We start from the raw sequence: 24,811 nt of genomic DNA, 5'->3' as shown, positions 1-24,811 counted from the left end.
TCGTCATTACTTCGCCGGCACCACTTGCACCGGCGCGTTAGGCGTCTCGCCGTACATCGCCGGTTCGTACATCGCCTCGACCCGCGTTGGCGGTGTCGCGAACGTGCCGACGTTGTTCAGCCGCACCGTGTACTCGATCCGATGCTGCCCCTTCGGCAGGTAATCGTAGTAGGCACGGTAGGTGTCCTGCGCGCGCTCCTCGAAAGCGGGCGTGGCGCCTTCGCTCTTCTCGCCTTGCGTGGCGATGACCGAATCGCGTCCAAGCCCGCCACCCAGCACTGTCGCCCCGCCAGGCAGCGGATCGCTCACCACGACCCAGCGCATGTCGGCCTGCGCGTCGATATCCAGACGCACGCGCAATACCGCACCACGCACGAAGCGATCTCCCGAACGATCGGCGACGTCCTGCACTTGAACACTGCGCGTCACGCGATAGCCGGCGGAGAACGGCGCCTTGAGCGGAACGGCGGCCAGGCTCTGGATCGTTGCCCAAGGCTTGCCGGCGCCCGTCTGATCCAGGCGCAATACATCGCGCGCGCTGTCCTTTCCGGCTGCCGCGTTGCTCAACCATGGCAACGAGACGGCCGGCGGCACGGTGCCTGCCTTGAGCTTGTCCCAGTCGACGGTTTGCACGCTGCCGCTCGTCTGGTTGTCGCGCTGCCACTGAATGGCCGTGTGTCCCGTCGGCGTGTCGCGCTCGAATCGTGCCGAGAATCGATCCACGGCCAAACCGCCCCAGACGTTCGCCGTGGTCGTCGACCAGGCCCCGCGCGACTGCAGTCCCAGCAGGCCGATCACGAGACGCGGCATCTCGTCCTTCCATGCCGGGTTCGCGTTCATCAGCAACGCCAGCCGCGCCGCGTTAGTCTCGGGGCCGACCATCAGCCACCAGAGCCCGTCGCTTGCCTGCGTGGAGAAACCCACACGTGTTCCCTGATATGACAGACGCGCCCGCAGGATCTGCTCGGCCTGCGCCATGCGCTCGGCACGCTGTGGCGCGTCGGGCAGGCGCTGCAGGATCGCGTACCAGTCGATGACCGCAGACGTCGGCCAGTCGTTCGGCGCGAGGGTGAGCGAACTCAGCATGCGTGCGCTTGCCCGACCGTACCGGGACAACGCTTCGATGGCGCTCAGCTTGCGCAACGTCAGGTCGTCACGCGGGGCCCAGAAGCGGCGCGTGAGACGCCCTTCGACGAACGCCGTCAGTCCGTCCTCCATGCGTGCCAGCGCGTCGTCCGGCAACGCATAGCCTGGGTCGAGCGCCTTCGCTTCGCTGCTTACGGCCAGCAGATAGGCAGTGAGCGTATCGCTGCCCTGATTCGCAAAACCCTCTTGCGGCGGGAAGTAGCTCGCCAGCCCGTCGTCGTCGAGATACGACGGCAGCGTGCCCATCACCCGTTTCCACTGCGCAGTGTCGCGCATGCCGATCGCCTTCGACGCCAGTTGCTCCAGGCAACCGTACGGATAGACCTCGAACCAGCGCTTCACTCCCGGCAATCCCTGCGACAGACGCGGTTGCAGGCTGATGCGAACCCCGCCGCGCAACTTTCCGGTGCTGTCTGCCACCGCGCCCGCTGGCGGTGCCATGGGCAGCGTCAGACTGCCTTCCACCTGCGTGAGCACCGACTGCTGGACGCTCGCAGGCAACGACGGCTGAATGTCCTGCCCGACCTTGATGGCATCGCTCGCGGCGGGCGCCGTGCCCGTCGCCGGTGCCCGTGCGCTGACTTCCCACAACACGCGTTGGGCACGCGTGTCCGCCAGTCCGGCAGGCGCCGTCACGTCCCACGTCACTTCACGCGATTCGCCGGCCGGCACGTCAACCCGCTGCGGTGCCAGGGTCAGTTGCGTGGCGCGTGCGGTCAACTGCACCTGCATCGCATGTTGCGTGGTATTGCGCACGGTGAATTGGGCACGATACATGTCGCCCTCGCGCACCAGCGGCGGCAAACCCGAGATCAATTGCAGGTCCTGCGTGGTGCGAATGGTCGCCGTCCCGGTGCCGAACCAGCCAAGCGCCTGCGCACCGGGCCTGCCATCATCGGCCACGGCCACGATGCGGAAACTGGACAGCGCGTCGCCCAGCGGCACGTCCACACTCGCCTCGCCCTTGTCGTCGAGCACGACGCGCGGTTGCCAGAGCAGCAGCGTGTCGAACAGCTCGCGCGTCGGACTCTTGCCGCCGCCGCCGCCCGCCGGTACGGCCTTGCGACCGTAGTGGCGGCGTCCGATGATCTCCATCTGCGCGGTGGCCGTCGTCACGCCGTAGCTGCGACGCTGCCACATGGCATCGAGCAGATTCCAGCTGGTATTCGGCGCCAGCTCCAGCAGCGCCTCGTCGACGGCCGCAACGGCAACCTCGGTGCCGGCCACGACAGGCTTGCCGTCCGGCTGCGTGACTTTGATGCGCACCTTGGCATGACCGCGCACCGGGTACGTCGCCGCGTCCGGCTTTACTTCCACGCCAAGACGCTGCCCCGCCGTGCCTACACGCAACTCGGTCAAGCCGAAGCGATAGGCCGGTTTGCCCAGATCCACCAGCCCCGTCGGGGCCTGATACTCCCGGCCCTCGTACCAAAACGCCCGGAACCATTCCAGCGGCTGCTTCCAGCCCCATTGGAAGAACGAGTACCAGGGCACTTCATGGATTCGACCCCGCACCGCGAGCACCGACACGTAAACGTTGGGGCCCCAGGTGGGTTCGACCTTGAGCGAAATGCTGGGGTCCTTGCCGGAGATCTCCATCGTGCGCGTCTGGATCACGCCTTCGCGCTCGATCGCGACGAGCGCCGTTGCCGAGCGGAACGGCATGCGCACCTGAAGCTTGGCCGTCTCGCCCGGCTCGTAAGCCCGGCGCTCCGGTAGCACATCCATCCGGTCGGTATTGTCACCGCCGAACCAGACCTCGCCGCGTCCCGTCACCCACACGCTCGTTGTCGACGTACTCAGATTGCCCTTGTCGTCCTTGGCCTGTGCCACGAGCGTAATTTCGCCCGGCTGCGAGAGCGAAACGTCGCACGCCAGCAAACCGCGCTCGTCCGTCTTGCCGCTGCACACCGTGCCGAGATCCTTGACCTCGGTGTGGTTGTCGTACGCATAGAACCCCCCCACCATGCGCTTGCGACTGCTGGTGGTCATCCGCGCCTCGGCGCGCACGTCCATCGCCACCCCGGCCTTCGGCTTGCCCTGCAAATCAAGCGCGAGCGCCTTCACCGGAAGCTTGTGGGTCACCGACACCCAGCTCTCGCTGCGCACGCCTGTGATGAGATTCGCGGGCCACAACGTGGCATTGCCCCGAAGCGTCTGAATTTCGCCGTTCGGATCCGCGAAGCTCGCCTCGAGCACGAGATCGCTTGGACGGTCGACCTTGGGCAAGTCCTTGAGCGTCAGATTACCTGCACCGTTTCTGTCGAGCACAAGCCGTTGCTTGTCGGCGACCAGCTTCTGATCGCTCGCTCCCGCACTCTCGTCATTGCCCTGATCCCCGTCATCGGCCCCCGATTGCGCCGACGGCGGACGGTACGGCGTGAAGCTGAAATCGTCGTACCCGTCGAAGGTCATGTCTCGCACGCGCAACAACGCCGAGACGCGCACCGGCAAGTTGCCCGCCGGGCCACCCGCCACGTAGTTCACCTGCACATTTACCGGGGCTTCGGTCTTGTTGATGAGCGGTGACTTCGCGGCATCGCGCACACCAATCGATCCGGCCAGCACCGGCAGACGGAAAGCCTCCACGCGGAAATGCCCCGCGTCGAGCGATGATGGATACGACTTCGGACGCGAATCCGCCTCCGTGTAGTCGAGCGTCACCGCGTACTCGCCAAGCTTCGCGCCCTGTGGAATCTGGAAAGTGTTTTCGGCGAGCCGTCCATTGCGCCACTTGATGGGCTGCGTGTAGGTTTGTCCGGAACCCTCATGGGTGATCGTCAATTGCGACGGCAGACTCGCGGGCAACACCAGCCCCTGCATCGTTTCCTGACGGATGAAGTGCTTCATCGACACCGTTTCGCCAACGCGGAACAGCACGCGGTCGAATACCGTTTGCGCGCGCACGGTGGGACTGCTGCCACCGTCGGTCGGCACATGAAACCGCCAGGGCTCGATGCCGCGATCCCAGTCGGAAGACACGAACGCCATGTCGGGATCGTTACCCTGCGTGCGGGCGACCACGAAGTACCCCGAGCGCATCGTCTTCTCGCAGTACCGGTATCGCTCGAGCGACTTGTCGATCTTCGCCACGCCCGTCTTGTCGGTCACGGCGCTCGCCACTTCGCTGCCATCGCAATCGAGCACTCGCACCTTCGCATTGGCCACCGGCTGGCCTTTGTCCAGCGTCGTCACCCACGCAATGGCATTCTCGCGGCCCATCTTGAAATGCACCCCAAGATTGGTGACGAGCACCGTCGTGCGTACGTACATCGGCAACGACTTGCCCAACAGGGCCGCCCCGAGCGATGGCGAGGCCAACTCCACGACATAAAAGCCGGGCTTCTGGAATGGAATGCCGACCACTTCGAACGGGCGCGGATCTTTCTCCTTGGGCACGGGCAGGGTCAACGCCTGGACGCCAGGCCATCCGGACAGCAACGACAGGCTGCGCGTGTCATAACGCGTGATCTTGTCCTCGACAATCACCGCGGCATTCGGCCCGAACGCCACATTGGCCGCCGGGGCAGTAAGAATCGACGGCATCGCCTGCGCAATCTGCTTGCGGGTCATCGTCGTTTCGTCGAATCGGCGCACGCGCGACATCCAGTTCATGACCTCGGCGTCGTCGTCGACCCGCAGTTGCAGGGTGCGCCCGCTCTCGCCGCCCCCGCCGGTCTTCGCGGCCTCGCCAGCCACCCCCAGCCCGTTGATCTGCAGCGCAGGCTCGACCTTGCGCAGCGTGACCGGCAGCATCGGCGGCATGCCGGGCTCGGCAAAGCGCTCCACAATGCCGAACGGCGCGGCCGCGAACTTGGCCAGCGGCGGCATCGTCGCTGTCTTCGTCTTCAACGGGAATTCGCCTGCGTTGTCGAGCGCTCGGCCACTGTCGTCCGTAAATCCTTTCGGCAGCGAGATCGTCAGCTCGGCCTTCTCGGGGAACGGCGCGTTGAAGGTGACATCGCTCACACTGGACGTGCGATCCGAATCGCTGAACGTCGGCGACCGTTCGGCACCCGCGCCATGCAGACGAATCTTGGCCGCCATGTCGCGCGCAACGGGCGAGTTGAACGTCAGACGCAGTGGCCGCAACGGCGTGCAGGGCGCGTTCGCATTCTCGCGCTCGCAACTGAAACTGGCCGTGAACGGTTCACGCACGTCGTATTCAAAACGTCGCGCCTGCTTCGTTGGCACGCCCGATGGCGTGGTGATACCCGCGCCCCACACCAGATGCATCTTGGCGCCCGCCGCAAGCGTTCGGTTGCATTGCAGCATGACGACACGCGCTGCCTGCTTCTCCAGACTGAAACGCTTGAGCAACGCCAAACGCGTGCCGCCCTCGATTCCCTTCACGCCGATGCGTTCCCCAACCCCTTCCGTTTCGCACCAGGCGTGTTGAATCACACTGGCGGGCTGCGCCGCGCCATTGAGCGTAAGGATGAAGATCTGGTTTTCGTCGATGGGACCGTACGACGGACGGATGGACGTGACGGCCGGGCCGCCCGTGTTGAACGCGTAACGCGTGGTGCCCGACAGCGCGGCGCCCGAGACGGCGGACAACCCGCCGCGCAGCTCCACCGAGCATTTCGCACCCGGCGGCAGCGACGACTTGAAATCGTAGACCCAGATCTTCGGTTCGAGCCAATGGCCCTCGCCTGCGAGCGACGTGTCGGTGCACTTCACGGCGGCTGGCGCCTGCGCGCGCGGATCGCCCACCGGCACCATGGCTTCGTCGAACTTCACGACGACCTGGTCCACACTCGCGACCTCGCCTTGCGGACTGACGCTCGTGACGCGCGCCGCCTGCACGGGCGACGCGGCGAACCCACCAAGACACAGCACCGCCCACACCCACGGCGCGGCCGGCCAGACGCGTTGCGTTCGGCTTTGCATGCCGGTCTCCTCCCGAGTTCTGGTCAGGCGATTCTACCCCGCAGTCGTTGGCATTTCGAACCGTTTCCCTTCCCATGCACATCGGGAAACCGCATTTCGGATCGGCCGCTCGACCGAGGCGGAATCTTCTGGGTTGGGTTCCAGGATTCGCCTATGTCACACTGGCACCTTTCCATGTTCGCAACGTGGGCGCGTCATGTCTCTAGCCATTCTCCACCCCAAGAAGAACGCACTGGTCTATCTGGTGAAGATTCTTAGCGGCTCGCTGATCGTCTGGTTCGGCCTGCGGGCGGCAGGCTTTCCAGAGCCTTATTGGGCAATGATCTCGCTCATCATCGTGACCGAACCGGACCCGATGCAGGCGCGCAGCAACTTCAAGGCGCGCTCGATCAACACGATCACCGGGGCCGTCATCGCTTGCATCGTCTTACTCGTCTTCGGGCCCGGGCTGGCGGCCATGCTTGTGGGCATCACGCTGGCCACGCTGGCTGCAATGCTGGTGCAGAACTATCCGGCCAATTGGCGTCTGGGCCCGGCCACCGTGGTCATTCTGATGTCGGCAGCGTTGAGCGGACAGGGGCAAGGGCTGCATCAGGAGCTCAGCCTCGCCATGTTGCGCGTGATCGAAGTGCTGATCGGCTCCACTGTCGCGCTCATTCAGTCGCTAATCTATGGGCGCTACGTGAAGCCCTGGTTGATGCCCACTGACTGAGCCGTCGAACATAAGGCCGCGCAAACGGCTTGCCGTCCGATCCATCGATCGGACAAGCGAACGCCTGCCCCAAGCGCGCAGGGACATGCCGGGACATCCGGCAAAGGGCGGGAAAATAGCGATGCGAGGCGGCGTGGCGCCGCGCCCGCTCAGCGAGACGATTGTCGGTTCGCCAGATAGTGCAGCGGCAGCGCATTGCTGCGCTTGAAAGCGCTGAGCACGATGTTCGAGCGCACGTTCTCCACGCCCGGCACCTGCATCAGCCGCTTCATGACGAAGGCCGACAGGGCATTCAGATCCGGCACCACGATGCGCAGCAGGTAATCCGCCTCGCCAACCACCGCGTGACACTCGAGCACTTCGGGCAACAGATCGATTTCCGCCTGAAAACGTTCGATGACCTGATCGCCATGATGTTGCAGACGCAACGTCGTGAATGCCGTCACGGCCAGACCCAACGCTTCGGGTCGCAGCACCACACGATATCCCTCGATAACGCCTTCAGCCTCGAGCCGCTGCAGGCGGCGGCCTATCTGCGACGCGGAAAGCGCCACGTGCTCCGCTAACTGATGGTGCGTGGCACGCCCCTCCTTCTGCAACGCGTCCAGAAGAGCCAAATCGAAGTGATCCAGAACAAGCATGACGATTCTCCGCAATAATTCACATTTTTATGCGAAATTTATGCAAACGACTTTCACCACAGGCGCATTATGCGCCCATTTCGCATGCCATGCGCACTACACTTTCAATCACTGTCACTGCCTGATTGAGTCGTTCGCATCATGTCCCTTACTGCCATGCTCCGAGAGCAATTCGATGCCGGTCTCACGACCCGGCCCGACTTCACCATTGAACAACCCGTCGATCAATACGGCGCGGTCGATCACGCGGTGTGGCAGCAACTCTACGAACGTCAAACGGCGATGCTGCCGGGCCGGGTCTGCGATGCGTTCATGGACGGCATTCGCGCCCTCGACATGGACGCGCGTCGCGTGCCGGAGTTCGAACACCTGAACGAAAAACTGATGGCGGCGACCGGCTGGCAGGTCGTTGCCGTACCCGGACTCGTGCCGGACGATGTCTTTTTCGAGCATCTCGCAAACCGCCGCTTCCCGGCGACGTGGTGGATGCGCCGTCCCGACCAGCTCGACTACCTGCAAGAGCCCGACTGCTTTCACGACGTCTTCGGTCACGTGCCGCTGCTCGCCAATCCGGTGTTCGCCGATTTCATGCAAGCCTACGGCAAAGCCGGCAAGGTCGCGCAATCGCTGGGGGCACTCCCGTTGCTCGCCCGTCTGTACTGGTACACCGTCGAATTCGGCCTGATGCGCGACGGCGACGGCCTGCGCATCTATGGCGCCGGAATTGTCTCGAGCCGCGGCGAAACCGACTTCTCGCTGACCTCGCGCGCGCCGAATCGGCTCGGATTTTCGCTCGAGCGGGTACTGCGCACGCAATACCGCATCGACACATTCCAGCAGACGTACTTCGTGATCGACGACTTCGCCCAACTGTTCGACGCCATGCGTGCCGACCTGCCCACGCTGTTCAAAACGTTTGCCGAGCAGCCGGCATTCGAGGCCAACGCCCGCCATACCGACGACACACCTATCCTGTTGCCGGCATGATGCACGGTCTGGCAGGCCCCGGGTCGCGCCGCGGCCTGTCGTTCGACGCCTCCTGGCGCCCGGTCTTATGTCCCGACCCTTCGCGTTATAGGACAGGGCTCACGCACACGCCCAGCTCGCCTGTGAAACAATAGGTCGCATGAACCGGCAACCCTGCCGCTTCGTGGGCGCTGCGTGCGGCCCAGCCGACAACCCTCCTGACAACCGTACGCAGCCATCACTGACGCCATGCCGGCGTCGGTGCATGCCCGTTGGCCCGATTTGCACTGAACGCTTTGAAAGGAATGCCATGACAACACGACTCTCCTCCGAGGCACGCGCCAGCCTGACCGAAGTGCTGCCAGAGTGGCACCAGGTGGTCGGACGCGACGCCATCCAGCGCAGCTTCACATTCCACGACTTCAATGAGGCCTTCGGCTTCATGGCTCAGGTCGCGCTCAAGGCCGAGAAGATGAACCACCATCCAGAGTGGTTCAACGTCTATAACCGGGTAGACATCACCCTCTCGACGCACGACGCCGACGGCCTGACCCAACGCGATGTCGATCTGGCCGTGGCCATCGACCAGTTCGCAGGCGATCGCGCCTCCAACTGACCTGCCGCTGCGCGCTTGCTGCCGCGGGTAACGCCCGACGCGTTCAGCGCTTCGGTGCGAGCAGCGTGCCACGGCACGCCTTGGTACCGCAGTGGCAAGCGTATTCGCGTTTCAGTTTTGCCGTGTAGCGCGCGTCGATCACCAGACCGTAGTCGTAAAACAACTCTTCGCCAGGCTCGATGTCGCGCACGGCATAGATATAGACATGTTCGCCCTCTTCACGCGCTTCGCAGTTGGGTGAGCAGGCGTGGTTGATCCAGCGGGCGTTGTTGCCGTCGACCTTGCCGTCGATGCATCGTCCGTCTTCCAGACTGAAGTAGAAGGTGTGCGTCGGGTGGGCCGGATCGTGAGGATGGCGGCGCAAGGCCTCACGCCACGAAATGATCTCGCCCTTGTACTCGATCACGCGATCCCCTTTCTTGAGACGCTTGAGCGCGTACACCCCCTTACCGTGGACGCCGGACTTCCTGACTTCGATTCTGCGCTTGGCTGCCATCTCTGTGCGATGAGGTTTCGTGGATGCAAAAAAGCGCAGTGTACAGGCAGGCGACACTCATGTGCGTGACAAGCGTCGACGAAAAAAAACGTCACCCGGTACCGAATGACGTTCTCCCCCTGGCTCGCGCCGCCTGCGCGTGACGAATGCCGGTCAGCCGCTCAGGTTTTGCTATACAGCTTCCAGACTTTGCGCTGCATGGCGATGTCGGCGTCCTCATGCGCGTTGCAGTCCAGCGGCAGGCGCGAATCGTCGTACGTCACATTGAAGTGATCGCAGTGGTATTGGCCTTTGCCGCGCGCCGAGACTTCGAAGTGGCTGCACGTCAGGCACATGCGTTGCGGTGGTACGTCGCCCCGCTCCTGCATCGTGAAGATCAGCTTGACGAGCGTTCGGTAGAGTTGGGCACATTCCTTCTCGCCCAGCGATTCCGACGCCGTGGTCAGGAAGTTCGGCCATTGCGACGCCTTTTTTGCTGCCGTCTTGCCGCGCGCAGTCAGACGCAGCGCCAGGGCACGGCCGTCGTTCGCATCGCGACGCTTCTCGACCAGACCCTTGTTTTCCAACGTGCTTACGGCCTCGCTGACCGTGGCCGATGTGAGTGCGGCATCCTCCGCAATCTCGCCCAATCGCATCGGCACGCCACGCGAGAGCAAGAGCGTCAGAATCTCGCCCTGCGTCGGCGTCAATCCAGCCATTGCCGCGCCCTCCCAGGCGTGGCTCCGTAACGCGGTTCCCATGCGCAACAAACCGGCTGTCACGCGCTTGGGCAGCGCTTCATCTAGTGGGGTCGGAGTAGCCATGATTTTCGTTAGGATTTCTAAAAACTATACGTCAGTAAAACAGCTTGTCAAATGAACTTACGGGCGGTGCATCACACGTCTCGTCATTGCCTTGCATCCATGTCGGCGCCCCGCCCGGGGGAAACCCTAAGCCACTTCCGTGTCGATACGCGACGGCAAGTCGCTGTTGAACCCACCGCCCCACCACGATTCCATTGTGTGTTCTGAGTTTGATTTTGGCGTATCAGTTCTTGTACTGATCTCCCAAATCCTACTCAAGATGTTTACAAAATATTGGTGTCCTGCGCACTCGCTTTGCGAAGGATCAAATTGGGAAAAACATTTCGCATCCCATGCCAATTACACGGCAGATCGAGCAGGCGTCGCCCGCAGCGGCCGTTGGGAACCGCCTCGCATCCCGCACGATCGCCGCGCACATCGGCAAAGCCTCGCCAGACATGGCTCGCAGACCTTAGCGATCCCACCCACGGGCCACCATCGCGGACAACGATCTTGTGAAAATCCACTCGATTTTCGAGACATTTCGGCGCCATCCGACATGCGGCGTGAGCGTACCCGATGCCCTGCGTTTCGTAGCAAACGTCCAACGACATGCGAATCATTTGAAACGCGACCGTAAATCGCCAATCGGCGAGGGAGGTGCTGCGCAGGAAACTGGAGGGAAGTGCGGGGCAACGTGTCCGCAGGAGGCCCCTTCCGGACACGCGAATTGAAGAATTTGACAGTACCAACGATCTCGCTCGTTACATTCAGCAAAACCAGCATCTTTCACTTCTTGCACCACGCACGCCAAGTCACATTTCAAAGTGGCGAGATTGTATCCGCGAACCGTTCGGCTAACGCAGGAACGTCAAAATTATCCACAAAACCCCGTTTTCGAGGGTGTCCTGCACAATATTTAGGCGCCTGTGGATAACTTTCTGGATAACCTGTCGGACTGGTTGTGCATGGGTTCGGGATAACTCGCGAATCTTTCCACAAGGCCAAAAACTGTTCCGAGTTGTTCTTGGGATACCCGCTGTTTTTCCATCCAGTTCTCATTCGGGCAACTTTCTGTTTACTCAACGTTAACTGTGGTTATCCACAGGAGTGGGCCGCCTTTGTTAACTACTACTATGTATACATACAGTAAACCTATTAAAACCTTAAAACCTTGCTATGGGCGACGCAAAATCGGCAAAACGCGCTCAGCCTGAATCGTGGAAAACGCATCGCTTGCGATGCACGATTCGGCCAACGGCGCCGGGACACGGCGCGTCGTGGGTGGGACTAAGCGGAAACGTTTGCTGCCCGGTAGCGCGTGCTGGACGGTTGCAAAACGTACGGGCAAGAAAAAACCCCGCCAAGGCGGGGTTCCTCACACCGATCGCATAACAACGATCGCGTCCAGAGACCGACGGTACCCAGTCCGGCCCGTCGGCCAAGGCCTCAGTTCATGCGGCCCATCGCAAGCATTGTTGGCGAACCATTTCGTTGAGTGACTTGGCTTCCCCGTGGACGTCGCGCAGCCAAACAGCGTCGTTCTTGCCGGATGCGACAAGCTGACGGACTTCTTCGCAGGCTGCTTCGGCCTCCAGCACCGCCGCGTGCGGCTTGATGATCTCCAGCGTCCGCATGATGTGATGCCCCAATGTGGTGCGCTCGCCGGTCTGAGGATCGACGTAAGCCCCTTCCAGCCCAAAGCGGCAAGCTTCGAAGCGATTGAACGTGTAGACGAGGTAATCGTCCTCGCTCAGCACGAACGGACGCTCCTCGAGCAGATAACGGGCCAGGGACTGGATGTAACAGGCGATAGCGGCCGCGCGGCCGACCGATAAGGGGGTATCCATGACTCGCACTTCGATCGTCCCAAAACCCGGTTTCGGCCGAATATCCCAGTAGAAGTCCTTCATGCTCTCGACGACGCCGGTTTTCACCATCTTGTCGAAGTACGTCTCGAAGTCTTCCCACTTCAGCACGAATGGCGCGCGGCCCGAGAGTGGGAACGCGAACACCGAGTTCAGACGTGCCGAGTGGAAGCCCGTGTCGACACCTTGCACATAGGGCGATGAGGCCGATAGCGCGATGAAGTGCGGGATATAGCGCGACATGGCGTGCAGCAGGTACAAGGCGCTGTCCGGATCCGGGCAGCCGATGTGCACGTGCTGGCCGAAGACCGTGAACTGCTTGGCCAGGTAGCCGTATAACTCGGACAGGAAGTGAAAACGTGGCGAATCATAGATCGTACGTTCGCTCCAGCGCTGAAAGGCATGGGTGCCGCCGCCGCACAAGCCAACGTTGAGCTGCTCGCTCGCCGCCACCAGCACGTCTCGAACCCGGCCCAGCTGCGCGACGGCATCGCTATGTCGATGGCAGATGTCCGTCGACAGCTCGATCATGCTTTCCGTCATCTCTGGCTTGATCTCGCCCGGGTGTGTCTCCTTGGCCACGAGCCGCATCAGATCGGCGGCGGCTTTGGTCAGATCGTAATCGTGGCGATTGACGATCTGCATCTCCAGCTCCACACCGAAAGTGCACGGCTTCGAGGGAATGAATGCTTCTAATGACATGGTTTAATCCTTCCGTTCACCGACCAGGGCCAACGCCCAATAAACCACCAGCGGCGCGACCAGTTGCAGTGCTGCGACCGTGCACATCACCACGGCCTTGAGCGTCGGGTCGAACTGCGGGTAAATGTCGTACGTGTCGGCAACGAGTACGAACGCGAGACTGGCCATCGGGCACAACGACAACCCGAGCGCGACGGCCTGCTTGTAACTGATCCCCGCCTGATGGGCGACGGCGACCGTGCCCACCACCTTGGCGATGCCGCGCACCACGATGATGGCTGCCGCGGCCAGACCGCCGATCACGACGTATTCCCACCGGAACGCCAGCGACGTCAGCACGAAGAGCACCACCGCAAGCAACCAGCCGGCCGTGCCGAAGTACGCGGGCCAAAGCTGCGGACGCTCATCCAGATTTCGGAAAATGATCCCGGCAAGCAGCAATGTGAGCGAGTTCGGTAACTTGAGCATATGCACCAGCGCGACCATCAGCATGATCAGGCCGATGAGAATCACGAAAGCATGCTGGTCCTGGCTACCGAACTTGCGAAAGATCAGATTGCACGCCTTGGCCAGTACGAACGCCAGCACGATCGAGCCAATGAGCAGGTACAAAGGATGAAACAGGACGACCCACACGCTCGAGTGATACGCCTGGTGCATCCATCCGTAGACAAGCTTCACCGCGACGACCGCGTACACGCTGTTAAGCGCCGCCAGGGCCAGCAAACGCTCCGTTACCTGCCCCTCGGCACGCAGCTCGTTCTTGAGCTGGATCACCACGGCCGGCGAGGTCGCCATGCTGATGGCGGCGATGAGCACTGCGCTCAGCGGCGCCACCCCGAACACCCACAGCACGGCATAGACCGCCACGAAGGTGAGCAAAGCTTCGAGCGCGCTGGTAACGATGATCCAAGGGTTGGCCCGCATCCATTTCAGGTTGAGGCGGCTGCCCAGTTCGAACAGCAACAAACCCAGCGCCAGATCGATCAGCAGCCGGATGGCCGCGCTCGTCTGCGCGTCCAGCATCGAGGAAAGACCCAGGGTACCGCCGACCAGCCCGACCACGGCGTAACCGGTGATCCGCGGCAGGCGCAGTCTCCGGAAACAGATTTCCCCCGCGAGTCCGGCAAAAACCAATGCCAGCCCAGCGAAGAAAACGGGATCGGGCGTCGGCGGCCAGCCCGGAAAGAGGGACAGTTCCGACGTCATTAATGCTCGCTTTGCGCCGCTTGACGGCGCATCAAGTGGTGGAAAGGAAAGAAAGTCGCGCGCGGGGTTGCAGATTAAGAACAAATGCACGACGAACCCGAAGGGTTGGGCCCATTTTGCCACACTCGGTTTCCGACGCTTCCAAACGGGCGTCTCGATGGCAGGAGGTTTGACCTGGCACAAACCCATTTCATCCCGATGCCGAACGGTGGGGACGGCGCACCTTGGAGGCGGGATATGGCCCTTCAGCCGGGAGTTACGGGGGCAAGCCCCGAAGGGGCGCCGCCCCCGCATGGGGCGGGGTTACCGTCGCTATAGGGTCAGATTCGATTTATTGAATCCCCGTGTATTTTCGGAGAACGACGGCAGGCGGGCGTGGGCCGCGCGTCATGAAGGAACGTGGGAAACGTCGATGGGAGATAGCGAGGTCGCGGGTCGCGGGGGCGGCGAGCGAAGGATCCGGCCAAGCCCGACGGCGCGCGAAGCCGGCGTGCCTGTTGGGGCACGCGCGTTGTCAGCCTTTGCGCAGCCAGTGCATCAGGTATCGCGCCGGGTCGATGGCGTCGGCCAGATCGCTGCCGACCGGCCACGGTTCGCCCTCGATCTGACTGGCGACCAGCTCCGCGCACAACGACGCGAACACCAGGCCCCGAGAGCCGAACGCGAAGCTGGCATACAGGCCGTCAAGGCGCGGCAGATCTCGGAGATGCCCGCCGCCCAGCTGTTGACGTTGCGTGTCGAGAATGGCCATGTCAGGCAGTTGCCCCGCCATCGGCAGGCGGTCGGGCACCATGGAGCGAAACGCCGTGCGCCCGCCCAATTCGGCGGCGGCGTGCTCGCTCGCCAGCCCACCATCGCCGAGCGTGCTCGCATGGGCTGGCAACAGCGCGGCAAGCCGACGCAGATTGGCCTGGTGATCGGTGACGCGTATGGCCTCGGCCGGGTCGTCGAAGCCGTAGGTCGCACCTGTGATGGGCCCAGTGCCCCCCAGCGACGACGGCGTTACGTAACCGTCTCCGCAGACCGGCACGCGCAGGTCGGTCAACATGTCGGGGGGCAGGAACGTCAATTGCCCGCGCACCCGTTTGACGGGCAAAAACTCGGGCGCGAGGTACGGCGCGAGCAGTTTCTGGGAGATGTCTGCGGCCGTCACAACGATGGCGTCGGCCTCGGCCAACACGTGACCCGCTTCGTCGATCGCGGTCCAGCGGCCATTGCAGCGTTCGAGCCGTTCCACGTTCACGCCGTAGCGGGCATCGAGCAACGGCCCGGCAGCAACCAATTCGGCCCGGCAGAGCATCGCCGGCGCCAGCCAGCCGCCTTCCGGAAACCAGACGCCGCCGCGCGCGAGCGTTTCGCCGGCAAGCGCCGATGCTTGCGCCGCATCAACCCACTTCGCGTACGTCTGCGGATACCGGTGCGCCGCTATGAGTTGCTGCAACGCGTGCGCCTGATCGTCGTCCGTGGCAACCTGGAGCAAGCCGTCGGCATGCCCGGGCAGTCCACCCGGCAGCGTTCTCCACTGCGAGAGTGAGTACAGAAAGCCCGCCCGCGTCAAGCGAGACAGCACGTTATCGTCAACCGAGAGTTGCGGATGAAAGACCCCCGCCGGGTTGCCCGACGCCGCCGTGCCAGGCGCTTGTGCCCGTTCGAACAGGCGCACCCGCCAGCCGCGGGCGACAAGACGCCGCACCATCGCCGCCCCCGCCATTCCCGCGCCGACCACAATCGCCTCACGGGCGCGCTGCGGGGGCACGGTGGGCGGATCGTAACGCCGCATGCGATAAGGCGGCGCGTAATCGCCCGCAAGCACGTCCGGCTTGCCGCCGTGTCCGGCACGCGGGGCGACTTGGAAACCCGCGCCGATGAGATCACGTCGTACCGCTTCGACGGCGGTATGCGTCGCCAGCGTGGCCCCGTCACGTGCCAGACGGCCAAGCGTCTTGAAGACGTTAGGCGTCCACAGATCGGCGTTTTTTTCAGGCGTGAAACCGTCGAGATAAAACGCGTCCGCGCCGGCTCGCAGCGACGGCATCAGATCGAAGAAGTCGCCGAAACCGACGCTCAGGACCACGCCGGGCGCCGGCTCCAGCCGGTGCCAGCCTGCCACGGGGCCTGGCCAGACGTCGCACAGCTTCTGTACCAGAGGCGCGAGTTGCGTCATGCCGGGCAGAACGAGCATCGCCTCGAGACAATGCCGTAAATCCTGCACCCGGAACGGAAACTTCTCCACCGACACGAAATGCAGCCGCGCGGGCCGTTGCGGATCGTCCCGCCAGGCGGCCCACGTTGCCAGGAAATTCAGACCCAGGCCGAAGCCGGTCTCGACGATCACGAAAGCCTCGCGACCGCGCCAGCGTTCGGGCAGACGGTTGCCGCCCAGAAAGGTATGTCGCACCTGACCGAGCGCGTCGTCAGTGCGGTGATAGGCCTCGTCGAAGACTGCCGAACAGGGGGTGCCGTCCGCGCCGGTCGCCGGTTCTGCCGGCATGATGGGACTGGCGCCTGCGCGACGCTTCATTCGCCGCCCCGCTCTTCTGTCACGATCTCGATGAGTCCCGGTAGCGACACCACGCCCAACCATTCGCCCGCCTCGTTCGCCACGGGTACCCAGTCGACGTGCAGCTTGCCGACGGCGCGCAGCGCGCCGACCAGCGTCATCTCGCCATCGAGCGCTTTGCACGGCACGATCACCTCCGTCCAGACAGCGGGTTCGCCGGTGGCCTGCCGCCGCCACCAGCGTGCGGCGTCGAGTGTTCCGACAAGACGGCCGTCCTGGTCGCGGACGACGAGGTTGCGATAGCCGGTGGCGATAAAGCGCTCGCCGAGGGCTTCCGAGGTCATGGCGTCGTTGACGACGGCGTCGTTGTCCGTCGCCAGCGACGACAGGCGCATCTCGCTGCCCTCGCCGGTCATCGACAGCCATCGGCCTGCCACCTGATTGCGGCGCAGCGATTTTGCGTAGACGGAATCCGCGCGTAATGTGTGAGCTGTGATGTAGGCCGTCACGCACGCCAACATCAGCGGCAGCACGACCTGATAACTCAGCGTCATCTCGAAGATCATCAGAATCGACATCAGCGGCGCATAGGTCGTTGCCGCAAGGAACGCTCCCATGCCGACCACGGCGTAGCTGCTCGCCACCGAGGCGGCGGCAGGCGCGAGCGCATTCATCGCGATGCCATAGAGGCTGCCGAGCGCGGCACCGACGAAGAGCGTTGGCGTGAACACGCCACCCACGGCGCCGGAGCCCGCCGACGATGCGGTCGCCAGCACCTTGAACACCAGCACCATTGCGAGCGCTTGCCATGCCCAATGCGTGTGCAGGATCGAGTTGACCACGCTGTAGCCGTTACCCCAGACGTGCGGCACCTTCAGCGACAGTATCCCCACGATGAAGCCGCCAAGTGTGAGGCGCAGGAACAGCGGCACGGGTAGCGCGCTGAAACGATGCTTGGCGGTGTCGAGCAGGCGCAGGAACAGCGGCGCGAGTACGCCGGCGAGAATGCCGAGGCCGACGTAGAAAAAGACTTCCCAGCCGGAAACGAAATCGAAGCGAGGCATCTGGTAGACCGCTTCGTAGCCGAGAAACTGACGGATGACGATATTCGCGATGACTGAGGCGACGACCAGCGGGCCGAGCGTTGCGGTTGAAATCGAGCCGTAGACGATTTCGGAGATGAACAGCGCGCCCGCGATCGGCGCGTTATACGCCGACGTGATACCGGCCGTCGCCCCGCAAGCGACGAGCAGGCGCAAGCGCTCGGGCGGGAAGGCGAGCATGCGGCCGACGAGCGACGCGAACATTGCGGCGAGTTGCACCATAGGCCCTTCCCGGCCGATCGACGCGCCCGAGGCCACCGAGCACAGCGACGACAAGCTTTTGACCAGGGTCTGGCGCAGGCTCAGCACGCCGGTGCCGATGGCAATGGCTTCCATGTAGTCGTCGGAGCCCTTCTTCGGCACCCACAACGTGGCGAACTGCAGGATCAGCCCGGCGATCAGGCCGCCGGTGGTCGGCAGCAGCAGGCGTTGCCACCAGTTCAGGCCTTGCGCCAGCTCGACCATGCCGCTGCGGTGGCCGGCGAGGAGAAATTGCAATCCCGAGAGCGCTTCGCGAAACGCCACGGTGGCTAACGCCCCCAGCAGACCGACGATGCCGGCAAGCAGCAACGTGATTTGCAGGGTATTCGGGGCGAACTGACGCCGCACCCATACAACAATGGGCGATTTCGCCCAGGCAGATACTGCTGACACGGATAAAAGACAGTCGAGATCGGAATTGGGTCTCATGGTATCGAGCGACGCTCATTTTTGAAAGCGCGCCGCTGGACGGCGGGTTAACGCAACAAAACTGAGTAATGCTCAGGAAATGGGGTTTTGGGCGTTGATGACGGAGAATTGATCATCCGAATCGAATGTCAGTGTCGCGCGCATCGATTTGCCGATTTCGACTTTTTCAAAGCGATCGCGAGTAGAGGCCGCGACCGACGCGGAGATTATCTGAGCGTTATTCAGATAAAGGTAAATTTCGAGGCTGCAAACGCATTTGAACGGATGCGCGTGACCGTTTCCCGTGACGGTTGCCGCCGACAACGACATCGTCCGAAGGCGGCGCCGCGCGACAAACGGTCGGCGCGGCCGCCCGACGCTCGATATACCTACCCTGTCGTCGCACCTTCACTCGCAACGGTGGGGCCGGTGCCGTTCCACCGAAACGCCTGGTGCGGCACGTAAGGCGACGTGTCATTGCACCTGGCCACATTCCACGCGGTGAAATAGAATGGCGCGCAATTGAATTGGATTTGAAAAGTCGTCTACGAATGGCAGTGAACAAAAAAGCCGCACAAAAAACACCCGTGCGCCTGGAAGATCAGTTGGGTTTCGCGCTGTACTCGGCATCGCTTGCCATGACGAAAGCCTATAAGCCGGTGCTCGATAGACTGGGCCTAACGTATTCGCAATACCTGGCGATGCTCGTGCTTTGGGAGCAGGACGACATTGCCGTCAATCAGCTTGGTGCGCGCCTCGGACTCGACTCCGGCACGCTGACGCCGCTGCTGAAACGACTCGAATCCATGGGGCTTTTGACGCGTCGACGAGGCGAAGTGGATGAACGTCAGGTGTTCATCGATCTTACGCCACGAGGGGTGAGTCTGCGTCGTGACGCGCGTCAGGTGCCCGCGCAAATACAGGCGGCCACGGGGCAGTCCGATGCCGCGCAAAAGACCTTGCGCACGCTGCTTCTTCAGCTCAAAGACACCCTGAACGACGCTTGATCTCAAGCGAAACGCGCGCTTCCCTTTGGGTAAGCGCGCGTCATTCAATTGTGCGCAATGGTTCGCGCGAACGGGGAAAGATCAGTTGGCTGGGACGAGCGATTCAATGCCATCGATCTTGTCGACGGTGTAGCCGGCATTGCGCCAGGCATCGAGTCCACCGAGCAACGGACGAACTTCCGCGAAGCCCTGCTGACGCAGGCGCTGCGCCAGGCGCGCGGCCGATACTTCATTCGGGCACGCGCAAAACACGACGATGCGGCGATCGCGCGGTACATCTCGCAACTTTTCCTCGATTTCGCTCGGGGCGATGGCCAGCGCTCCGGGGATCGTGAACGGATCGACCGCCCGAAGTGCGGCGGAGCGCACGTCGATCACAACGGGCGTGACGTCGTCTTTCATCCAGCTTTCCAACGTCTGAACGCCAATGCGCGCCATGCGTAGCGAGCGCAGCAGACGGTATCGATTGAGCCAGCGGTTGAGCAGATACAGCGCGAAAACGAGCACGATCAGCCACAGCACGCCGCGGCCGAGCGTGTCGAAGGTGTCGAGCAGGGCGACGATGTGCGAGGCGAAGCCCACGCCGAGCGCCACGGCGACACCCGACCAGACCAAAGCGCCGATTGCGTCGTACATCAAGAACGTGCGCCACGACACCCCCAGCGCACCGGCCATCGGCACCGACAGCGCCGAGAGTCCCGGCACGAAGCGGGCAAACATCAAGACGCGCACGCCGTGGCGGCCCATCGCACCCTCCGTGCGGCTCACACACGTATCGGGCGAGATCGACAGGCGACACATCAGCCGCAAGATATGGTGACCATAGCGGCGTCCGGCAAGAAACCAGAGCGCGTCGCCCAGCAGCGCGGCGCCGATCGCCAGCGCGACGATCAGCGGCGCCGGGAACAGCGATGTCGACGCCGTGACAATGAGTGTGGGATAGGCCGGCAACGGCAGCCCCAATGCCTGTCCGAAGATATTCAGAAAGACCAGCCAGAGCCCGTAGCGGGCGATCAGATCGAACAGCATGCAGGATCCCTGTCGGCAAATAGTCGCAATACCGCATGGTAGCGTCCGGCGGTCACAGCCAGAAGCCGCGAAGCGGAGACGTAGTGTTGCTTTTCTGGAACGATTGCGGTGTCGCGTTGCGACGGGGGGGGGCGGGGTCGTCACGGGGCGCCCGCGTCAGTGCCCGACCGCCGCCTGGGCCCCGCGCTTCGGTCGAGTCAGCCAGACGAGCACCGCCATGGCGAGAAAGACATATCCCGACAGATGAAAGATGTCGTTCGTCGCCAGCATGAACGATTGACGTGTCACGAGATCGTTGAGCACGCCGAAGTCGGTCCCGTTCGCGAGTCCCAGCCCTTGGCGCAGTTGGTCGAGATAGCTCGTCGTCGCGTTGGAATACGGCGTGAGGTTCTCGGCGAGCCGGGCGTGATGGTAGATCGCCCGGTCCTCCCACAGGGTGGTGCTCACGGCTGTGCCGATAGCGCCCGAGAGCGTGCGGAAGAAGTTCGACAGGCCGGCCGCCGCCGCCAGGCGCTCGTCGGACATGCTCGAGAGCGTGATGGTCGTCATCGGCACGAAGAAGCACGCAATGCCGATGCCCTGGACGAGCCGGGGCTCGATCACCTTCGCGAACGACAGATTTAACGCGAAGTGCGAATTCCAGAACGACACGCCGGCGAACACGACAAACGCGAACGAGGCCACCGCGCGCAGGTTCAGCCGGTTCATGTTCTGGCCGATGATCGGCGAGAGCACCAGCGCCAGCAGGCCCACGGGGGCCGTTGCCAACCCGGCCTTGCCTGCCGTGTAGTCCATCACCGTTTGCAACCACAGCGGGAAGATGACCACCGAGGCGAAGAATGTCATGAAGCCGAACGAGATCACCACGACGCCCAACGCGAAGTTGCGATCCTTGAACAGCGTGAGGTCGACGATGGGCTTGTCGGACGTCAGCTCCCAGATAATCAGGAACGACAGGCAGATGGCCGCGGCGAGCGCGAGCGTGACGATCAAGCCGCTGTTGAACCAGTCGCGGTCCTTGCCGAGGTCGAGCATCATCTGCAACGAACCCACGCCGATAGCAAGCAGCGCGAGACCGATCAGGTCGATGGGCAGCTTCTGGGTCTTCGTCTCATGCCCGCGCAGCAGGACGAAGCAGGACACGGCGGAGAAGATCCCGACCGGCACGTTGATGTAGAAGATCCATGGCCAGGTGTAGTTGTCGGTGATCCATCCGCCCACCACGGGACCGAAGATCGGCGCGACGATCACGGTCATGGCCCACAGGCCGAGTGCAAGACCGCGTTTTTTTTCCGGGAAGCTGCGCAGTAGGATGGTTTGCGAGAGCGGCACCATCGGGCCGGATACGAGCCCCTGCAGCAGCCGGAAGAGGACGAGCGTCTCCATATTGGGCGCCAGACCGCACAACATCGACGCCACGGTGAACGCCGCGACCGACGACACGAACAGCTTCGCCTCCCCAACGCGACGTGCCAGCCACCCAGTGAGAGGCACCGCGATGGCCGCGGCCACCGCGTAAGAGCTGATGACCCATGTGCCCTGGCTGTTCGATACCCCGACGCTGCCTGCAATGGTGGGCACCGCAACGTTCGCGATGGACGTGTCGAGCACCTCCATGAAGGTACCCAGCGCGAGGCCTACCGTGAGAATCGCCAGTCGCGTACCGGTCAACGGCGCGCCCTGCGGCGCTGCGGTGGCGTTTGCGGTGGCTGCGTCGGCCATGTGAAGTGTCTCCGTGGAATGCTGGCCGGGTCGCAGCGACTCGGGCCAATGTGATTCCCGGATGGTGCCGCAGAACGGCGATGGTGTGCGACGAGGGTTTGGAATTCGCGCTCTAAATCGTCAGGATGTGCGCCGATTGGCCGATCAACCAGAGGGCGTTTGCGCGGATCACGCGCCCGGTAAGGGTTTGGGACGAGACTGTTTCGTTGGGTGTAATCGACGTGCGGCAAATGATCTTCGTTTGGCGAACGCAAGACGTTTTTGCCCCTTGACGTCGCCGGGCCGTCGAGATTGAATCGCCGCTGACGTCCGACGTGTGCGAAGCCACGTCGCGGCCCCCTGGGCGTCGTCGTGCAGGCTCAACTACCGTTCGCTCGTCCGCGCTTTTGGCACCCCGGCGACTGCGAAATCACAGGATCAGCCCATGCAGCCAGGTAGCGTCGTTCCGCTTCAGTACAGTGAATTCCTCGTTCTGCTCTCCTTCGTGATCTCGGCGCTGGGGGCCTATGTGGCGTTGGTGGCCGCGTCCCGTATTCGCGACGACGACGGCCGCATCAGTGTCGGCTATCTCGTGGTATCGGCCCTGGCCTTGGGGGGCATTGGCATCTGGGGCATGCATTTCATCGGTATGGCCGCGCAGCGCATGCCATTTCCCGTGTCGTATTCGCTATGGCCGACGCTCGGCAGTCTGCTGTTGGCGGTGGTGGTCTCGGGGGCGGCGCTCTGGTACGTTGCGCGCGCGCCCTATCGCAATGCCGTGCGCTGCGTGATCGGTGGCGTGGCGGGCGGCTTGGGCGTCGCGGGCATGCACTACCTGGGGATGAACGCCGTGCGCACGCAGGCGTATTTCGAATGGAATACGGCCATCGTCGCCCTGTCGGTGGTCATCGCGATCGTGGCGGCGAGCGTGGCGCTCTGGCTGGCGTTCCATCTCGAGACGAGTCTGCAACGAGCGCTGGCGTCGCTGGTGATGGCGGTGGCCGTTTGCGGGATGCACTACACGGGCATGCGCGCCGGCACGATCATCTGCACGTCGTCCACGCCTGCGCAGATCAGCATGCGGCTGCATGGCGACATGCTGCCGTATGGCGTGTTCCTGATCGCCTGCGTGGTCCTGCTCGCGATGGCGGTGCTGCTGTATCGTACGTCGCGTCGTCGGCGCGAGCGCATGGCGGCGCGCCTCGACGCCCTCATGCGTCAGCACGCGGGACCTGTCTGACCTCGCAGTGGCATGCGTCTGAAATGCGAAACGCCGGCCCGTCGAAAAGACGGGCCGGCGTATTGATGGGCGAGCGCCCTTCGGCGCCGCGCACGGTTCAGTGCAGGATGGGGCTGCCTCCGACAGGCATGACATCGCCTGTTTCGATCAGGTCGGCGATGAAGAACGGTTCGGTGTTGAGTTGTTTCGATGCACCGGGCTGGCCGGAATACCAGCACACCATTGCCATGTCGCCCAGCACGCGGGTGACGATGCCCATGGCACCCTGCGGCACTGCGATGTGATTGGATTTGACGATCGATCCGACTTGCACTTGAGCCTCCTGCGAATGACGAAAAACCGATGCACCAACCGGTCGGCCAATGCATCGTCATCCGACTATACCGTATTGCGTTATTGGCATCGCCGATTTCTCGGGAGCGGTCGTGCTAAAGCCGTCGGACGCTCCGCCGTGGTGTTGCGCGAGCACGCGGTAGTGCGGGCCACGTGGCGTGCGCACCGAGTGGACGAGCGCATATCCCTCGCAATGCCACACGATCGGACGGGGATTCAGATCGGACGGCGCGCGCCGCGCATGGCGCAGCAGCGTCACATGCGGGCGAAACGATTGCGTGACGACGGGCGCGCCGGTTGCGCGCCATTGCGAGAGGAGTGCATCGCGTGTGGCGGTGAGGCTCTCGGGCACACCGGTCGCGCCAGCCCAGACAACCTTGCGATCGGCCCAATAGCCCAGATGGTCGAAGGTGAGCGTGAACGGCGTGAGCGGCGTGCGTTGCATGAGCGCGAGCAGTACCGGCAGACGGGTGGGATCGACTTCGTCGAGAAAGGCCAGCGTCAGGTGCAGCGTTTGGGCACGCAGTACACGTCCGCCGCATTCCGCGTGAGCTGAAGCGGCCCACTCGTGAAGCTGCGCACGTACACCTGACCCAGGCCACAGGGCAAGGAAGAGTCGCATGAGAACACCACAGGTTGGATCCTGCTGATGATTCTCATAGTAGACGGGCTACTGGTCGAACGCCAGTTGGGCCGGGGGCGGGCGAGCGGCACCCGACGCTCTGACGAGGCGCGCTCGCTGGCAGCAAAAGCGTGAGGCTGGCGCGGTGCTCGTTCCGTCAATTGGTCGAGATGGCGGGGGTGATGCCGCGACGGCCGCGGCGGGGCGACTCCGCCGGTTTCTCTTGGGGTTCGGCCTGCACGGGCGGATGCATGATGCTGTTCCAGTTGTTCTGGATGGCGGTATCGGCGGTGTCGTGGGAGATGGCGCGCGAGATGTCGGCGCTCGGATTGAAGACGCCCGATCCCGTGGCGCCATTGGCGCCGGCCGACGTCGTTGCATTGCCTGGGTTGGCTGCTGAGGGGGTGTTCTGTGCGTGAGCGTGCGTCGTCAGCATGAACGTGGCGCAGACGGAGACGATGATGGCGGGCAGAATCACCCGGCGGGAGGTTTGCAGCACGGGCGTGTTGAGCGTACGTTGGCCGGTGGAATCGTGGGTCATCAAGTGTCTCGGGCAGAGCGATGCAACGTCGCCGA

18 protein-coding genes are annotated in these 24,811 nt (G+C 63.2%); 5 read left to right on the top strand and 13 right to left on the bottom strand.

What is annotated here, in order from left to right; translation table 11 throughout:
* Window positions 1-6: 6 nt before the first annotated feature.
* On the bottom strand, window positions 7-6,039 hold the full coding sequence (locus BGP02_RS22140) for an alpha-2-macroglobulin family protein (protein ID WP_286799294.1): 6,033 nt from the start codon (window positions 6,037-6,039) through the stop codon (window positions 7-9).
* 196 nt (window positions 6,040-6,235) lie between these two features.
* Here BGP02_RS22140 and BGP02_RS22135 point away from each other — a divergent pair, with 196 nt between their 5' ends.
* Complete coding sequence (locus tag BGP02_RS22135; protein WP_017233862.1) at window positions 6,236-6,751, top strand: FUSC family protein; 516 nt, start codon at window positions 6,236-6,238, stop codon at window positions 6,749-6,751.
* Between the two features lie 149 nt (window positions 6,752-6,900).
* Here BGP02_RS22135 and BGP02_RS22130 read toward each other — a convergent pair whose 3' ends face one another.
* Window positions 6,901-7,392, bottom strand: a complete 492-nt coding sequence (locus tag BGP02_RS22130) for an Lrp/AsnC family transcriptional regulator (protein ID WP_017233863.1) — start codon at window positions 7,390-7,392, stop codon at window positions 6,901-6,903.
* 141 nt (window positions 7,393-7,533) lie between these two features.
* Here BGP02_RS22130 and phhA point away from each other — a divergent pair, with 141 nt between their 5' ends.
* Both phhA and BGP02_RS22120 read left to right on the top strand, forming a co-directional pair.
* A complete protein-coding gene (gene phhA, locus BGP02_RS22125; protein ID WP_051060174.1) occupies window positions 7,534-8,379 on the top strand; it encodes a phenylalanine 4-monooxygenase in 846 nt (281 codons plus the stop codon).
* A gap of 289 nt (window positions 8,380-8,668) precedes the next feature.
* Window positions 8,669-8,974, top strand: a complete 306-nt coding sequence (locus tag BGP02_RS22120; protein ID WP_017233865.1) for a 4a-hydroxytetrahydrobiopterin dehydratase — start codon at window positions 8,669-8,671, stop codon at window positions 8,972-8,974.
* Window positions 8,975-9,017: 43 nt separating this feature from the next.
* Here BGP02_RS22120 and BGP02_RS22115 read toward each other — a convergent pair whose 3' ends face one another.
* The 6 genes from BGP02_RS22115 to BGP02_RS22090 form a co-directional block, all read right to left on the bottom strand.
* On the bottom strand, window positions 9,018-9,470 hold the full coding sequence (locus BGP02_RS22115; RefSeq protein WP_017233866.1) for an SET domain-containing protein: 453 nt from the start codon (window positions 9,468-9,470) through the stop codon (window positions 9,018-9,020).
* Window positions 9,471-9,631: 161 nt separating this feature from the next.
* Complete coding sequence (locus tag BGP02_RS22110) at window positions 9,632-10,273, bottom strand: MarR family winged helix-turn-helix transcriptional regulator (RefSeq protein WP_051060175.1); 642 nt, start codon at window positions 10,271-10,273, stop codon at window positions 9,632-9,634.
* Between the two features lie 1,433 nt (window positions 10,274-11,706).
* Window positions 11,707-12,822, bottom strand: coding sequence for a YbdK family carboxylate-amine ligase (locus BGP02_RS22105; protein ID WP_261939538.1), 1,116 nt, complete (start codon window positions 12,820-12,822; stop codon window positions 11,707-11,709).
* Between the two features lie 3 nt (window positions 12,823-12,825).
* Window positions 12,826-14,031: a cation:proton antiporter gene (locus BGP02_RS22100; RefSeq protein WP_017233869.1), complete on the bottom strand. Its 1,206-nt coding sequence runs from the start codon at window positions 14,029-14,031 to the stop codon at window positions 12,826-12,828.
* 514 nt (window positions 14,032-14,545) lie between these two features.
* Window positions 14,546-16,522 (bottom strand): bifunctional tRNA (5-methylaminomethyl-2-thiouridine)(34)-methyltransferase MnmC2/FAD-dependent 5-carboxymethylaminomethyl-2-thiouridine(34) oxidoreductase MnmC1, encoded by a 1,977-nt coding sequence (gene mnmC, locus BGP02_RS22095; RefSeq protein ID WP_261939537.1) that lies wholly within the window; start codon window positions 16,520-16,522, stop codon window positions 14,546-14,548.
* 26 nt (window positions 16,523-16,548) lie between these two features.
* Window positions 16,549-18,324, bottom strand: a complete 1,776-nt coding sequence (locus BGP02_RS22090) for a ClcB-like voltage-gated chloride channel protein (protein ID WP_502688506.1) — start codon at window positions 18,322-18,324, stop codon at window positions 16,549-16,551.
* 530 nt (window positions 18,325-18,854) lie between these two features.
* On the opposite strand from BGP02_RS22090, the gene BGP02_RS22085 reads away from it, so the two are divergent.
* On the top strand, window positions 18,855-19,310 hold the full coding sequence (locus BGP02_RS22085) for a MarR family winged helix-turn-helix transcriptional regulator (RefSeq protein WP_017233873.1): 456 nt from the start codon (window positions 18,855-18,857) through the stop codon (window positions 19,308-19,310).
* 81 nt (window positions 19,311-19,391) lie between these two features.
* Here the strand turns inward: BGP02_RS22085 and BGP02_RS22080 are convergent, their stop codons facing one another.
* Window positions 19,392-20,339 carry a DedA family protein/thiosulfate sulfurtransferase GlpE gene (locus BGP02_RS22080; protein ID WP_268567085.1) on the bottom strand — a complete coding sequence of 316 codons (948 nt, stop codon included), beginning with the start codon at window positions 20,337-20,339 and terminating at the stop codon, window positions 19,392-19,394.
* A 156-nt stretch (window positions 20,340-20,495) separates the two neighbouring features.
* Complete coding sequence (locus BGP02_RS22075) at window positions 20,496-22,061, bottom strand: DHA2 family efflux MFS transporter permease subunit (RefSeq protein WP_286799291.1); 1,566 nt, start codon at window positions 22,059-22,061, stop codon at window positions 20,496-20,498.
* A 424-nt stretch (window positions 22,062-22,485) separates the two neighbouring features.
* Between BGP02_RS22075 and BGP02_RS22070 the strand changes: the two genes are divergently transcribed.
* Complete coding sequence (locus tag BGP02_RS22070) at window positions 22,486-23,280, top strand: MHYT domain-containing protein (RefSeq protein WP_017233877.1); 795 nt, start codon at window positions 22,486-22,488, stop codon at window positions 23,278-23,280.
* A 97-nt stretch (window positions 23,281-23,377) separates the two neighbouring features.
* Here BGP02_RS22070 and BGP02_RS22065 read toward each other — a convergent pair whose 3' ends face one another.
* The 3 genes from BGP02_RS22065 to BGP02_RS22055 form a co-directional block, all read right to left on the bottom strand.
* Window positions 23,378-23,593 carry a hypothetical protein gene (locus BGP02_RS22065; protein ID WP_017233878.1) on the bottom strand — a complete coding sequence of 72 codons (216 nt, stop codon included), beginning with the start codon at window positions 23,591-23,593 and terminating at the stop codon, window positions 23,378-23,380.
* 57 nt (window positions 23,594-23,650) lie between these two features.
* Window positions 23,651-24,235 (bottom strand): RNA 2',3'-cyclic phosphodiesterase, encoded by a 585-nt coding sequence (gene thpR / locus BGP02_RS22060; RefSeq protein WP_017233879.1) that lies wholly within the window; start codon window positions 24,233-24,235, stop codon window positions 23,651-23,653.
* A 157-nt stretch (window positions 24,236-24,392) separates the two neighbouring features.
* The gene (locus tag BGP02_RS22055) at window positions 24,393-24,776 is read right to left on the bottom strand and encodes a hypothetical protein (RefSeq protein ID WP_286799289.1); all 384 of its coding nucleotides are present in this window, start codon (window positions 24,774-24,776) and stop codon (window positions 24,393-24,395) included.
* Window positions 24,777-24,811: the final 35 nt, after the last annotated feature.

This window comes from Pandoraea sp. 64-18 (assembly GCF_001899225.1).
Taxonomy (GTDB): domain Bacteria; phylum Pseudomonadota; class Gammaproteobacteria; order Burkholderiales; family Burkholderiaceae; genus Pandoraea; species Pandoraea cepalis.
Note: the sequence above shows the minus strand (reverse complement) of the source record. Positions and strands in the feature narration are given on the sequence as shown.

Bases quoted from the DNA above. Each gene is read 5' to 3' on its own strand.
- BGP02_RS22140 (WP_286799294.1), bottom strand. From the start codon at position 6,039: ATGCAAAGCCGAACGCAACGCGTCTGGCCGGCCGCGCCGTGGGTGTGG.
- BGP02_RS22135 (WP_017233862.1), top strand. From the start codon at position 6,236: ATGTCTCTAGCCATTCTCCACCCCAAGAAGAACGCACTGGTCTATCTG.
- BGP02_RS22130 (WP_017233863.1), bottom strand. From the start codon at position 7,392: ATGCTTGTTCTGGATCACTTCGATTTGGCTCTTCTGGACGCGTTGCAG.
- phhA (WP_051060174.1), top strand. From the start codon at position 7,534: ATGTCCCTTACTGCCATGCTCCGAGAGCAATTCGATGCCGGTCTCACG.
- BGP02_RS22120 (WP_017233865.1), top strand. From the start codon at position 8,669: ATGACAACACGACTCTCCTCCGAGGCACGCGCCAGCCTGACCGAAGTG.
- BGP02_RS22115 (WP_017233866.1), bottom strand. From the start codon at position 9,470: ATGGCAGCCAAGCGCAGAATCGAAGTCAGGAAGTCCGGCGTCCACGGT.
- BGP02_RS22110 (WP_051060175.1), bottom strand. From the start codon at position 10,273: ATGGCTACTCCGACCCCACTAGATGAAGCGCTGCCCAAGCGCGTGACA.
- BGP02_RS22105 (WP_261939538.1), bottom strand. From the start codon at position 12,822: ATGTCATTAGAAGCATTCATTCCCTCGAAGCCGTGCACTTTCGGTGTG.
- BGP02_RS22100 (WP_017233869.1), bottom strand. From the start codon at position 14,031: ATGACGTCGGAACTGTCCCTCTTTCCGGGCTGGCCGCCGACGCCCGAT.
- mnmC (WP_261939537.1), bottom strand. From the start codon at position 16,522: ATGCCGGCAGAACCGGCGACCGGCGCGGACGGCACCCCCTGTTCGGCA.
- BGP02_RS22090 (WP_502688506.1), bottom strand. From the start codon at position 18,324: ATGAGACCCAATTCCGATCTCGACTGTCTTTTATCCGTGTCAGCAGTA.
- BGP02_RS22085 (WP_017233873.1), top strand. From the start codon at position 18,855: ATGGCAGTGAACAAAAAAGCCGCACAAAAAACACCCGTGCGCCTGGAA.
- BGP02_RS22080 (WP_268567085.1), bottom strand. From the start codon at position 20,339: ATGCTGTTCGATCTGATCGCCCGCTACGGGCTCTGGCTGGTCTTTCTG.
- BGP02_RS22075 (WP_286799291.1), bottom strand. From the start codon at position 22,061: ATGGCCGACGCAGCCACCGCAAACGCCACCGCAGCGCCGCAGGGCGCG.
- BGP02_RS22070 (WP_017233877.1), top strand. From the start codon at position 22,486: ATGCAGCCAGGTAGCGTCGTTCCGCTTCAGTACAGTGAATTCCTCGTT.
- thpR (WP_017233879.1), bottom strand. From the start codon at position 24,235: ATGCGACTCTTCCTTGCCCTGTGGCCTGGGTCAGGTGTACGTGCGCAG.
- BGP02_RS22055 (WP_286799289.1), bottom strand. From the start codon at position 24,776: ATGACCCACGATTCCACCGGCCAACGTACGCTCAACACGCCCGTGCTG.